The 12,809-nt window shown below is 61.6% G+C and carries 11 protein-coding genes and 1 pseudogene; 8 read left to right on the forward strand and 4 right to left on the reverse strand.

What is annotated here, in order from left to right:
- Window positions 1–26: 26 nt before the first annotated feature.
- A complete protein-coding gene (gene istB / locus ACSHSS_RS06310) occupies window positions 27–776 on the forward strand; it encodes an IS21-like element IS408 family helper ATPase IstB (RefSeq protein ID WP_006397350.1) in 750 nt (249 codons plus the stop codon).
- Window positions 777–1,087: 311 nt separating this feature from the next.
- Here the strand turns inward: istB and ACSHSS_RS06315 are convergent, their stop codons facing one another.
- On the reverse strand, window positions 1,088–1,723 hold the full coding sequence (locus ACSHSS_RS06315) for a helix-turn-helix domain-containing protein (RefSeq protein WP_253635692.1): 636 nt from the start codon (window positions 1,721–1,723) through the stop codon (window positions 1,088–1,090).
- On the opposite strand from ACSHSS_RS06315, the gene ACSHSS_RS06320 reads away from it, so the two are divergent.
- Window positions 1,620–1,865 carry a helix-turn-helix domain-containing protein gene (locus ACSHSS_RS06320; protein ID WP_367305289.1) on the forward strand — a complete coding sequence of 82 codons (246 nt, stop codon included), beginning with the start codon at window positions 1,620–1,622 and terminating at the stop codon, window positions 1,863–1,865. The two genes, ACSHSS_RS06315 and ACSHSS_RS06320, sit on opposite strands and share 104 nt — an antisense overlap.
- On the opposite strand, the gene ACSHSS_RS06325 is transcribed toward ACSHSS_RS06320, so the two are convergent.
- Window positions 1,822–2,418 (reverse strand): hypothetical protein, encoded by a 597-nt coding sequence (locus tag ACSHSS_RS06325; RefSeq protein WP_217117355.1) that lies wholly within the window; start codon window positions 2,416–2,418, stop codon window positions 1,822–1,824. The genes ACSHSS_RS06320 and ACSHSS_RS06325 overlap by 44 nt on opposite strands.
- Window positions 2,419–2,422: 4 nt before the next feature.
- Window positions 2,423–2,674 carry a hypothetical protein gene (locus ACSHSS_RS06330; RefSeq protein ID WP_059783685.1) on the reverse strand — a complete coding sequence of 84 codons (252 nt, stop codon included), beginning with the start codon at window positions 2,672–2,674 and terminating at the stop codon, window positions 2,423–2,425.
- Between the two features lie 231 nt (window positions 2,675–2,905).
- Here ACSHSS_RS06330 and ACSHSS_RS06335 point away from each other — a divergent pair.
- Both ACSHSS_RS06335 and ACSHSS_RS06340 read left to right on the forward strand, forming a co-directional pair.
- Window positions 2,906–3,148 (forward strand): annotated as a pseudogene (locus tag ACSHSS_RS06335) (TolC family protein); the annotation flags it as partial.
- A 1,025-nt stretch (window positions 3,149–4,173) separates the two neighbouring features.
- A complete protein-coding gene (locus tag ACSHSS_RS06340) occupies window positions 4,174–5,475 on the forward strand; it encodes an MFS transporter (protein ID WP_006399633.1) in 1,302 nt (433 codons plus the stop codon).
- A 307-nt stretch (window positions 5,476–5,782) separates the two neighbouring features.
- Here ACSHSS_RS06340 and ACSHSS_RS06345 read toward each other — a convergent pair whose 3' ends face one another.
- On the reverse strand, window positions 5,783–6,808 hold the full coding sequence (locus ACSHSS_RS06345) for a porin (RefSeq protein WP_445544728.1): 1,026 nt from the start codon (window positions 6,806–6,808) through the stop codon (window positions 5,783–5,785).
- A gap of 297 nt (window positions 6,809–7,105) precedes the next feature.
- Between ACSHSS_RS06345 and ACSHSS_RS06350 the strand changes: the two genes are divergently transcribed.
- The 4 genes from ACSHSS_RS06350 to ACSHSS_RS06365 all read left to right on the forward strand — a co-directional run bounded on the left by ACSHSS_RS06350 (window position 7,106) and on the right by ACSHSS_RS06365 (window position 12,623).
- Window positions 7,106–8,080 carry an ABC transporter substrate-binding protein gene (locus ACSHSS_RS06350; RefSeq protein ID WP_445544729.1) on the forward strand — a complete coding sequence of 325 codons (975 nt, stop codon included), beginning with the start codon at window positions 7,106–7,108 and terminating at the stop codon, window positions 8,078–8,080.
- Window positions 8,081–8,221: 141 nt separating this feature from the next.
- Window positions 8,222–9,517, forward strand: a complete 1,296-nt coding sequence (locus ACSHSS_RS06355; RefSeq protein WP_445544730.1) for an MFS transporter — start codon at window positions 8,222–8,224, stop codon at window positions 9,515–9,517.
- 90 nt (window positions 9,518–9,607) lie between these two features.
- The gene (locus ACSHSS_RS06360; protein ID WP_006399668.1) at window positions 9,608–10,594 is read left to right on the forward strand and encodes a DODA-type extradiol aromatic ring-opening family dioxygenase; all 987 of its coding nucleotides are present in this window, start codon (window positions 9,608–9,610) and stop codon (window positions 10,592–10,594) included.
- Between the two features lie 217 nt (window positions 10,595–10,811).
- Window positions 10,812–12,623 (forward strand): hypothetical protein, encoded by a 1,812-nt coding sequence (locus ACSHSS_RS06365; RefSeq protein ID WP_445544731.1) that lies wholly within the window; start codon window positions 10,812–10,814, stop codon window positions 12,621–12,623.
- Window positions 12,624–12,809: the final 186 nt, after the last annotated feature.

Raw genomic sequence — 12,809 nt, forward strand, 5'->3', positions numbered from 1 at the left:
CTACCACTGACCCAAAGGAGGTCACGATGTTGATGCAGCACACCCTTACCCAGCTAAAGGCGCTCAAACTGGACGGCATGGCTCGCGCGTTCGAGGAGCAGTCAACGCTCACGGCAAGCACCAGCCTGTCATTCGAGGAACGCGTGGGCATGCTCGTAGATCGCGAGCTGGCCTGGCGTGATACGCGACGACTCGAACGTTTGCTGCGCGCCGCGAAGCTCAAGAACCCACAGGCCTGCGTCGAAGACATTGAATACCGGCAAACCCGTGGGCTGGACCAGCGCATCGTCGCCACGCTCGCCGGCTGCGACTGGGTGCGCAATGCTCAGAACCTGATCCTGACCGGCCCCACCGGCGCGGGCAAGACGTGGCTCGCTTGCGCGTTCGGCCAGCAGGCGTGCCGGCAGGGCTTCTCCGTGTTCTATGTGCGCGTCGCGCGGCTGTTCGAAGAGCTGAAAATCGCGCACGGCGACGGCAGCTTCACACGTCGGCTTGCGCAACTCGCGAAGATTGATGTGCTGATCCTCGACGATTGGGGCTTGCAGGATCTCGACCAGGCGGCGCGCAATGATCTGCTTGAGGTACTTGATGATCGTGTCGGTACGCGCTCGACTGTGATCACCAGCCAGTTGCCGCTCGAACACTGGCACGCGTGGCTGCAGGACCCCACGCTCGCCGATGCGATTCTCGATCGGCTCGTGCATCAGGCCCACAAGCTTCCGGTCAAGGGCGATTCGATGAGAAAGAAAACGAAATCCGAGTCCGCTGACGCCTGATCGTGATCACCGTCGCTATAATCCATTGACCGCGCAACACCACCTTCCAGACTGATCACGTTCGCCGAAACGATTGATCACCATCGCCGAAATCCGCAGGCGAGAGTTGTCGGTGCATGGAATCCGGCCTTGGTCGGCCGGATTGTGCTGATAAGAATGGCTCACTCGGAAACGGAGTGGGTTGTCGCTGGGTGAGCCTGGCGTGACGCTCATGAAAAACAGAACGCGCATCGTCGTCAGCAATTGGGCGCTGGCCTACGATTCAGCGCTCGAGCCGATTCGGGCTGTTGAAGCCGGGATCGAGGGCGAAATTACGGCTGCAAATGCGGAAGGTCACCGTCGTCGGCACAGCTATGCTGTGTCGGTATCGATCTGAGCAATGTTGCGACGGCGGCAAACACCTCTTCCGAGACGCCGGCGTCGTTGGCCCGCTTGATCTCGTAAATCAATTTCTGCACATGAGGAGGAAGCGGGCGGCTTGCTTCTCCTGCTCGGTCGTGCGCGTGAGAACTGTACAACTCCGCCACAAACTTCGGGCCGCGTTCAGTGAGAAGCCACTCGCACGTCACCTCAAATGGGATCGCCAGTGCCGCTAGAGTTTCCATCTCGGGCACCGAGCCGCCACGCAAAATGCGGCTGATCGTTGGCTGCGGCACCCCAGTGTCGCGCGAAAGCCTATTCTGCCCGCGCTCCCCGTAGTTGGGATGGGCATGCAGCAGCTCTCTCAATCGGTCACCGACTTTTTTCATGGCGTGACTATACGTCAATGAATAGGGCATATCGACAAGCCACTCGATCGCGCATCGACAATTGGTCATTCGAGTATGGAATGTGCGCATGGACATGCCAACTACTGCCACCGCGCTTCTCAGCGACATCAAGGCCCAGCGAGGCTTGAGCGAAGTCGCGATCGCGCGTCGTCTCCAGATTTCCCAGCCGACGGTCAATCGAATCCTGCGAGGAAGTCGGACTGCAAGAGCAGTACGTTCGTGGCGATACAAGCATGGTGGAAAGAGCTCGCTCAACAAAAGGGCATCGCATGACGCTAGATCAGCGCCACGGTCGACCGACCTGCACCGGCGTCCGTGATGTACACCGTCTCGCACGATGGGCAACGAAAGTTGCCATGACGTCCGTGCGGCTGCAGGGCGATTTCATTCCCTTTGCTCATACAGGGCTGGCAAAGGTAGTGCGGGGCATCTGCATTTCCCTCGATGTTGTTGTAGCGATAGGCGAGCGCGCCCCCGCCGATGTTCGTCAGCACATACTGACCGCGACGTTCGGCGCGCGCTTTAAGTTGCTCATTCTCACGCTCAAGAGTGGCCAATTTCTGGTCCATCGCGCGCATGTCTTGCGCCGCCTTGAGCGCTTCTTGCGTCGCCATGAGGGCGGCCTGATTGATCTCTCGGAGCTTAGTTTCGAGTTCGGCAGTCCGGGCGCCTACTTTCGCTTCATCGCGGGCACTGAGTGCGTTCTTCAGAAATTCGAACGTGGTGTTTGCAGCACCAACAGCGGAGATAATGGGTGTTATTCCGAAATCCGTAACGGAAGCGGAGGCCGCATGAAGCGCCTGTACGTACGTTTGGTCCTCTGGTTGATCCGGCCGGCGCTTCGCCTGGATTGGGATACGGAGCGCGGCCAAGGAATCATCGACGTTTCATTGCTTGGATCAAGCGCTTCGCGTGAGGGGAAAGACGCTCTTTCCAGGTGAGCGGGTCTTCCGTGTTGCGGTTGATCGATTCTCGAGCTTGAACATTCTGCTCGAACGCTTTCAAGAACGCCTCTGCTTGCGGCTTGGTTTGAAGGCTCAGTGCAGTGAGCAATGCGATTTCCAGTGTGTCGACTTTGGCACTCAGGTCTGCCAAAGCACCGCTTTCGGGAATCAGATTCATGGTCATGCGAACCCCGTAGTGTGATGGTTGAGGAGGTCAGAGGCTTTGATTCTCGCATAGCGGTAGTTCGCATCTAGTTGTGATGTACGAGGTTTAGGAAAGTCGACCTTCAAGGTCATTCAATTATTGAGCGGGCATTTCGGGAAGCGCTGAGTGATCCGCGCAGCCGCGGGCCTGTTGCGGACGCACTCGGCTGGGATGATTCACAGGTGAGCCGGTTTCGGTCGGGGAGCCTCGGCGTCGGCGCAGGACTACTACGATCTCGCGCAAGCGCGCTACCGAGCCGGCACGGACAGTTTCCTCACGCTGTTGACCGCGCAACGGACGCTCTATACGGCGCAACAGCAGCTCGTCACGGATCAACTGGCGAAGCTGTCGAACCTGGTGACGCTGTACAAGGTGCTCGGCGGCGGATGGTCGGAAAGGACCGGCGATGTCTCGCAAGCAGGCGCGATCCGGCATGCGTCCGGGCAATCCTGAGCGAAGCGCCACAGCGAAGAACTTCAATCGACAGCAGGAAAGCGGGGCGGCAGAGGGTGACCGTCCGTGTCCGAATTCCGTGTATTCACGAAGAACGCACGTGCTTCCGAAGGCAGACGTGCTTTGGTCTGGTCGCGGACGGCATGCGTATTGACGTGCTGGATTTCAGGAGAAAAGCACCATGAAGAAACGGATTCTCGGACTGCTCGTTGCCGCCGCGATGCCTGGCGCGTCAAGCGGCGCGTGGGCGCAGCAAGGGCCCGGCGACGGGCCGATCTACGCAAGCCAGCATGGCGCAGGCTGTTGCGCACACCACGTTGGTGGACTCGCTTGATCCGGTGCGCGGAGTCGTGGCGAATGTGATCCTGACGATCGATCCGGGCGCGATATCGCACGAGATAGGGTGAGCGGCGCTCGCCGTTACGGCGCGGACACGGGACCGTAGTGTTTGTCGGTTAGTCACATTTCCGCTTTCACCGAACCGTGGCGCCACACTGAGATCTCAGTTTTGTCCAGTATCGAGTACTGGAAGCAAATGAGAAAACCAAACGAGTCTTTGTGTCCACTCCATGGCCTGCGCCGAAACGCCGGCGCGGACGTGGTCGCTGGCGGGCGCGTGCATCGAGAGCGTCATGCAAATCCCCGAGAAGGGCATCCAATTTATTTATCGCGTGGCCACATGAGTGGGCAGCTGGGCTTAGTGGAAAATCGGTCCCGCGACCGGATAACGACGCAGGAGTAACGGGCACAAACGCTGCCGGGGTATGCGCTTCAGGCACCAAACGCTCCATCGTTCCATGGTTAACCCCTACTTGGCGCGTCACGACTCGCTATCCAGACTCCGGGCTGTTCAGGGCAGCAGATAGCTGAAGCATGTATCGACTGCGCCTCAGCAACCCAACGAACAGTCGCGACACAGCTTGCCACCGACCAGGGCGGCTCGTGAACGCACATGACAGCTCGTGGGCGTTGCCGATTAGTCCGCGCCATGAGCGCGCATAGCAGATACGCACCGGAGACAGAAGATGTTCAAGTGGTACACCGACCTCAGCCAGTCTGAGAAGCGCACGTATTGGGCATGCTTCAGCGGTTGGGGACTCGACGCGATGGACACCCAGATGTACGCACTGGCCATCCCGACCCTGATCGCGCTGTGGGGCATGACGCGCGGCCAAGCCGGCTTCCTCGGCACCACGGTGCTGATTATGGCGTCGCTGGGCGGCTGGATCGCGGGGATACTAGCCGACCGGTATGGACGCGTGCGCGTGCTGCAGATCACGATTCTGTGGTTCTCGGCGTTCACGCTGCTGTCTGCATTCACCGATTCGTTCTGGCAGTTGACGATCACACGCAGTCTGCAGGGGCTCGGCTTCGGCGGCGAATGGGCAGTGGGCGCTGTGCTGATCAGCGAGACCATCCGCCCGCAGGTGCGCGGGCGTGTAGTCGGTTCGCTGCAGGCCGGTTGGGCCGTCGGATACGGCGTCGCGGTACTGCTGTCGACACTCGTGTTCAGCACACTGGGGCAGTCGGTCGCGTGGCGTGTGCTCTTCGCGATTGGGCTCGTCCCGACCCTGCTAGTACTGTGGATCCGCCGCTATATCAAAGAGGCGCCCGCATTCACGCGTGCCCGGCTCGCACGCCCCAACGATACGCCGCCCGTATGGGCCGTCTTTGACCGTCCAATCCGCACAACGACGTTTAAGGCGATTCTTCTGACGTTCGGGATTTATGGCGGCAACTACGTCATGATTACGTGGTTGCCAGCGTATCTGAAGCTCGTGTTGCATTTGTCGATCACGAATGTTGGTGGCTATCTCGCGATCAACATTCTCGGCTCGTTCTCGGGCGCTTTCCTGAACGGCTGGATGGCAGACCGTTTCGGACGACGCCACACCTTTGTCGTGATCGCTTGTCTGCAGGCGATTGCGGTTGCGACCTACACACTTGCGCCACTGACGTTGCCCGTCACGCTGCTGCTTGGGTTCGTGCTTGGTACGCTGCAGTCCGGCACCGCAGCGGGCACCGGCGCCTACCTCGCAGAACTGTTCCCCACCCGGATCCGCGCTTCAGCACAAGGGCTCTGCGGCAACGCCGGGCGCGCGATCGGCGCCGTGATGCCAGCCATTGTCGGCGTGGTCAGTGCACACCTTGATCTCGGAGTGGCGATGGGTCTTTGTGCGTGTGCGTCCTATCTGCTTGTTGTGATAGCGGCGCTGTTGCTGCCGGAGACTCGTGGTAAGGATCTGTCTGAGGTCACCTCCAGTACCCACGCGGCAGTGCAGGAGGCTAATTGTGTTTGTGCTCCGGACGCACGAGCCCCGCAGTAATCGCTGTGTTTAGCTACCGACGGGCAAGTGCGGAAGTTCGGCGCGTGAGCAAGGCCGACGCGGCCGGGTGCATACAAACCGGTGCTCGTCCTTCGCGCAACGTTTGTGAATAGTGGACGCGGGCACCGTGGGCGCTCGTGTCATACGGATTCAGATGGCGCAGCGCCGGATAAATGCAGATGTCGCACATTTCATTGGCCTTTCCGTTCTTAACGTTGACGCGCCGAGCCGGAAGCAGCAGGGCGCTTGCGTTCATCCGCGGGCCTTCGCAGACCGCTGCTCAACTCCTGGCTTTGAGGCGGACCGATCAGAACTTGTGCGTGAGCCCGACGATGACGCCGCGCGCGGTCGCGCCCGGCGTGACGTCGACGCCTGAGTACTCCGTGCCGTTCAGTCCATACGCAGCCCGTCCGCGATTGTCGATTAGCCCCGCGGCGACATAGAGAATCGACGATTTCGACAGCAGATACTCGTATGCGAGGCCGAATTGCTGTGCGTTGTTGCCGTTGCCGGTGCGATCGTGCAGATAGCCATACAGCGCGGCGACCTCGTTGGTCGGGTTGATTTGCCACGAGACCGACGCCGACCAGGTCGCCTCGTTCTGGCTGTGGTCGGTTTGCGTTTCGGTGTGATAGACGAGGTAGAAGCGCGCGGCGGCGACCTTCAGCGACGTGGCCGCCGTGAACACGTTCTGCACCGATGTTCCGGCTGCGTTGTCCTGCCGGTCGTAGCCGGCCGCGATGTGCCACGGACCGTTGACGTATTTGACAACCACGTTGTACGACTGCAGGCCGTTCGACGGCGTAGTCGTCGAGTCGCGCATTGCCACGAGAAACTGCGCAGTGAGTCCGTGCCACGCCGGCGTGAACCACGTGATCGCATTGCTCGCGCGCACCGACACGTCGTCGAAGTCGTTCAGCGGCGACGCGATCGACTTCGCAGCCAGCGGATCGATTTCGCCGTCGAGATACTGATATTGCGGCTTCTTCTGCCGGCCGATCCTCAACTCGCCGAAGCGCCCGGACATGCCGACCCATGCGAGGCGATTGAAGGCATCCGCCGAATTCTGCGGTGCGCCGTTGACCGCCGAAAAACCTTGCTCCAGCTGGAAGTTCGCCCGGAGCCCGCCGCCGAGGTCTTCGTGTCCAACGAACCCGTAGACGGTCGCGAAGAGCCCGCCCGACGATGCGCGGACAACGTGTCCCGCACCACCGCTCTGATATTCGATGCCGTTATCGACGACGCCATAGAGCGTGACCGACGACTGCGCGTGAGCGGCCTGATACGCGCACGCCGACAGCATGACGACTGCTGCGAGAGAAGTCCTTTTCATTTGTCTCCGTCTGTTTTTTTTTTAGGCCTGGCTACGCTTCGCGAACCGGGCAATGCGAGCGTTCGTTGTCGTGTACGGCGGATGATAGAAACCTCGCACGATCCAAGTCTCTGTAGAAACGATGCTTTCGCTGGTACTTTTTTCGGGTGCGTTACCGCGCTCGCGAAAAGTGCCAGCGAATCTGCAATTTTTGTAGGGACGGCGCCTTGCCCTGTGCCTATCGTTCTGTCTGCAAGCCGATCGCCGGCGCTGGCATTTCCGCTTCAGCCAACGGCGACGGTCCACCATGCGGAGACGATGTTGATCAGGAAAGTCCCTCTCAAGATTGCAATCGCGGAATATCCGCATACGGCGGCGATCCGTAACGGCTCGATTCCGATCGAAGGCGTACAGGCCGAATTCGTGACGGTCAAACCGCAGATCGGCGCATTCCGACGGATGGTGCGCGACATCGAATTCGACGTGTGCGAGCTCGCGCCAACCACTTACCTCATCGCGCGCGCGTTCGGAGCGCCGTTCGTCGCGTTGCCGGTTTTCGTCACGCGTACGTTCCATCATGGCGGGCTGCTCGTGCGCCCGGACGCGAATGTCCGCACGCCGAAGGACCTGGAAGGCAAGAAAGTGGGCGTGCGGGCGTATTCGGTGACGACCGGCGTATGGACGCGGCAGGTCCTGATCGACGAATACGGCGTCGACGTGTCGAAGGTCACGTGGGTCGTCGACGACGAGGAGCATGTGACGCAGTTGAAGCTGCCGCCGAACGTCGTCCACGCGGCAAACGGTACGTCGCTCGCCGACATGATGGCGAGCGGCGAGCTCGCGGCCGGCTTTGCCGCCGCGGCGGGCATCGGCCGCACCGGCAATCCGACCGGCGGCTGGAAGGAGGTGGAGGCGGATTACCCGGAGCTGTTCCCGAACGCACGCGAACTGGAGGCGGACTACTACGCGCGCACCGGCATCTATCCGATGCACGGCACGATCGTCGTGAAGGACGCCGTACTCGCCGAGCACCCGTGGATTGCAAAATCGCTATATGACGCGTTCGCTCAGGCAAAAAAGGAATGGCTTGCGCGTGTCGATGCGGGCGAAGTCGCCGGTCCGAGCGACAACAAGTACCTGCGTATGCGCGAGATCGTCGGGCACGACCCGCTGCCGTACGGGCTGCACGACAACATCAAGACTATCGAGGCGCTCGAAGCGACGGCGTTCAAGCAGGGGCTGACGCCGCGGCACATGTCGATTGACGAACTATTCGTCGACCCGCAAGCGTAACGCACCCCGGAGACCGGCATGGTCTCTTCGGTAAGACGGCAAGGCAGCCGCACCCGGCGCTGATTCGCGCCGGAACGTTGGCAAGTGGTCCGGCGCGCGCATTGCGCATCTCGCCGGGCGCGTAGCAATGCAGTGCGAACCATGAAGACAAGGCAGATGGAGACAGCAAAACCAGGACACCGCAGCGGTTCGAACCATTGGTTCATCCTCGGGCTCCTTGCACTCGGCGTACTGATTTCGTTCGTCGATCGCAGCAGCATTTCGAGCGCATTGGCAGATGCGAGTTTCGTGACGCGATTTTCGCTGACGAGTATCGATCGCGGGTGGATCAATGCAGCGTTCTTCTGGTCCTACGGCCTGTTCCAGGTACCGATGGGCTGGGTAGCCGACCGCTACGGCGTGAAGTGGCCGTATGCAATCTGCTTTGCGCTGTGGTGCATCGCGACTGCGCTCATGGGTGCCGTGTCGACGCTCGCAGGCCTTGTCGTCATGCGGCTCGTGATCGGTGTGGCCGAAGCGATCGTGATTCCGGCGAGCTACCGCTGGATTCGCAATAACTTTGACGAGCGCCGCAACGGGCTCGCGGTCGGGCTGCTTGCGATGGGCAACAAGCTCGGGCCGGCGATCGGCGCGCCGGTAGCCGCGTGGGTGATCGTCGCGTGGTCGTGGAAGGCGATGTTCGTCGCGACAGGGTTGCTGGGATTGCTGTGGCTCGCGCCGTGGCTGCTGCTCGTGCGAAACGACCTGCCGAGCCGCGAGTCGCTGAGGCACGCCCGCCGCACGGCGCGCTCGGTATCGCTCGGCAGCGTTCTTGCAAGCCCGGTCGTGTGGGGCGGCATGATCACGAACTTCTGCTACGGCTACTTTACGTTCTATTCCATGACGTGGATGCCCGCGTACCTCGTCGAGCAGCGCGGACTGTCGCTTGCGCAGTCGGGGCTCTACACGTTCTTCAGCTTCGTCGGCATCGCGGTCGTCGCCGCGCTGGCCGGGTGGGCCGCGGATCTCGTGATCGCGCGCGGCGGCAACCCGCTCGTCGTACGCAAGGGCTTCACGATCGCCGGCTTCTGCGGCGGCAGCACCGTACTGCTCGGCGCGTACGCGCATTCGCTCGACATGGCGCTGTTCTGGAACGTGCTGTCGCTGTCGTTGCTCGGCTTCACGACTGCAAACAATCTCGTGCTGTCGCGGCTCACGCTGATTCCGCGCGAAGCGATCGGACTCGTGACCGGCGTGCAGCAGGTCGCGACGAGCCTTGCCGGCGGCGTCGCGGCGAGTCTGTCCGGGTGGCTTCTGCACGTCAGCAACAGCTACGACCTGCCGATGATGGTGATCCTCGTGTTCTTGCTGATCGGCGCAGTGGCGACGCTGACGCTGTTTCGCCCTGAATGGGCGCCCAAGGCCAGCATGGCGCCGCGCCCGTTGCGCGAGGCGTAACCGTCGCCGACCACAGGAATTTTTCCGGATTTCCTTTCGGATAAACGTAACGGCGGGTGATCCCGCGGTATTGGACTGGATATTTCATACATGGCGAAAATCGTATTCGGGATGGCGGTGCCCCATAGCGGCATGCTGGGGCAGGCGCCGGAGGATTGGCTCAAGAACGGCGAACGCGACCGCGCGAACCCTGAATTGTGGTTCCGTAACCGGACATGGACCTATCCCGAACTCGAAGCGCATCGCGGTGCCGCTTTCGAGCCGTATCTGACGCTCGAGGAGCGCCGCGCGCGTGCGGCGCGCTGCCGGGCGGCGCTCGACGCGATGGCTGCTGCGTATCGCGACGCACGCATCGACGTCGCGATCATCCTCGGCAAGGATCAGAAGGAAATCTTCACGCACCAGTCGCCGTCGATTGCGATCTACAGCGGCGCGGAAGTGCATAACGGGCCGCCGCAGCGTGCGGTCTATGCGCCGGATCGGCACGTCACGCACCGCTGTCATCCGCAACTCGCCGCCTGGCTCATCGAACGGTTTCAGCGCGAGGGCTTCGACCTCACCGACCTGTTCGCATGGCCCGACAATGTATGGATGAAGCCGTTGCCCGACTATCCCGTGGTACCGCACGCATACAGCTTCGTGTACCACCAGATCATGAGCGACGATCCGCCGCCTCACGTACCGGTGCTGATGAATTGCTTCTATCCGCCGACCCAACCGTCGATGTCGCGCTGTATCGCATTCGGCGACGTGCTGCGCGACGCGCTGAACGCGTGGCCGGAGGACGTGCGGATCGGCATTTTCGCGTCCGGCGGCCTGTCGCATTTCGTGAACGACGAGGAGTTCGACCACCGAATCCTGAAAATGCTCGCCGACTACGACTACGACGGCCTTGCGGCGATCGACAACCGTGCGTATCAGTCCGGCACGTCCGAAATCAAGCTCTATGCGAGCGTGATGAAAGCGATGGAGAAGACTGGCGCCCCGATGACGCTGGTCGACTACGTTCCGTGCTGGCGTACACCGGCCGGCACCGGCGAGGGAATGGGCTTCATGTACTGGCGCGCAGCCGACTGAGCCGCCGGCGTTCATGTCGACGAGAGAAACGTCGTTTGCCGGCACTCGCACGTTGCCGGACGATGCAGACCGATGTGATCCTCACTACAAAATGGAGACGGTTACTGTGTGTTCTTCGCTTCAGATAAAACGAAAACCGCTGTCGTTTGCAGCGTTTGCCGTGGCCGCTGCGTTCGTTTCGGCAGCCGGAGCAGCGACCGACGGTTCGAAAGGGGACTTGTTGCTTTACCGCATCGGCCCCACGACGTCGGCACTGTACATCGCGAATGCCGATGGCAGCGACGAACACCGGTTGATCGCGTCCGGCGGCTTCGACTACCACGGTTCGTTTTCGCCGGACGGCAAATGGGTCGTGTTCACGTCGGAGCGCGACGGTCTGGGTCATGCAAGCCTGTATCGCGTGCGGATAGACGGGACCGGCCTGCAGCGTTTGACGGACTGGACCGGTGTGAGCGATGCGGCCGTCTACGACCCGGCCGATCCGGACGTGATTGCATTTGTATCGTCGCGTCGCGATAACGACACCTGGGGCACGACCAACATCTGGACGCTGAACCTGAAGACTGGCGCCTTGCACAACGTGACGGGCGACATCCGCTTCGATCCGGACAAGCCGCATAGCTTCTTCCGGCCGTCATGGTCGCCGGACGGCAAATGGATCGCGTTTTCTTCCGATCTCGGCACCGACTGGCGCGGTCACAACTTGCCGGTCGGCTGGGAGCGCACGCAGGAAACGGCGATCTATGAGATTCGTCCGGACGGTACGGGATTCCGACAGATCGCGGCGCGTGCGGGCTACGCCGACGGATCGCCGTCGTGGTCGAACGACGGCAAGCAGATCGTGTTTTATGAAACCCCGGTGGAATCGACCTGGGGTGCGCACCGCCCGGAAGCGATCGGCAAGGTGAGCTCGCAGATCGTGCAGGTGGACGTCGCGACCGGCGTGCGCAAGCAGCTGACCGATACGCCGGGATTCAAGGTGTTCCCGCAATATGTTGGCGCGACCGACGTCGCATATCACGTCAAGAACGGCGCAGCCGAAGGGTTGTATACGACCGCCGGGCAGTCCCGTGCGACGGCGGGCAGCGGTATTCGCTCGCCGCGTTATTCGGCGGACGGCAAGAAGGTTGTCTACGAGAAAGTCGTGTACAGCAAACCGTTCCACCCGAACGGTATGCCGCTATATCGCTTCGATCCGCAATGGAACTATCGCTTCGTCGACGTGTTCCCGCAGTTGTCGCGCGACGGAAAATCGCTCGTGTACACGGAGAAGGCGGTCGGCTCGTCGATCGTCGTCGCGGATACCGACTTCAGTCATGCGCGCCACATCTACGATCCGGCGACGAGCGGTCTGGATCCCAAGCTGGTCGCAATGGGCCTCGCGGGTGCGTTCCAGCCGACGTGGTCGCCGGACAAGCAGTGGGTTGCGTTCGGCGTGGGCAGCTGGTTCTTCACGCGAGCCCATATGCCTGGCCGCATCGCGCGCATCAGGGCCGACGGCAGCATGAACGGCAAGCCGGAGATCCTGACCGACGGCAAGGAGAACGCGGGCTTCCCGAGCTATTCGCCGGACGGCACGCGCATCGTCTATCGCGTGTGGAGCGAGACCGACAAGGGCCTGCGAATTCTCGATCTGAACACGCGCAAGACGATGGTGCTGACCACCGAGCCCGACAATCTCCCCGGCTGGTCGCCGGACGGCACGAGGATCGTGTTTACGCGCAAGGAGGTGAACCCGAACGACGCGAACAAGTTTCACTTCGACGTGTACACAATCAAGCCGGATGGCACCGATGTGCGCCGCTTGACGCCGCCGGGCGCCAACCAGGCTCACGCGACGTGGACATGGGACGGGCGCATCGCGTACAGCTCGGGCGAGTACGGATTTCGCGACGAGCTGTCGCTGTACGACGACACGTTCCAGCCGGACGGCCAGAACTGGGTGATGAATGCGGACGGTAGCGACCGGCATGCGATTACCGATACGCTGTGGGAAGACTCGATGCCGCTTTATATTCCGAAGCTTTAAAGCGGTTCGTGCTGGGTCTCGGGGCACTGCGGGTTCGATCCGCAGTGCTTTTTTTATTGGCGTTGTCATATTGGTCGGCGTCCGGGCTGCCCGGCGAAAGCAACGGCGCAATCGGCGATTTGGTGTCCGGCGCGATCCGGGGCGTCGACGTGGAACGCGGCCGGCAATCGTCGGCAGGCGTCGTGG

The organism is Burkholderia sp. BC1 (assembly GCF_052683555.1).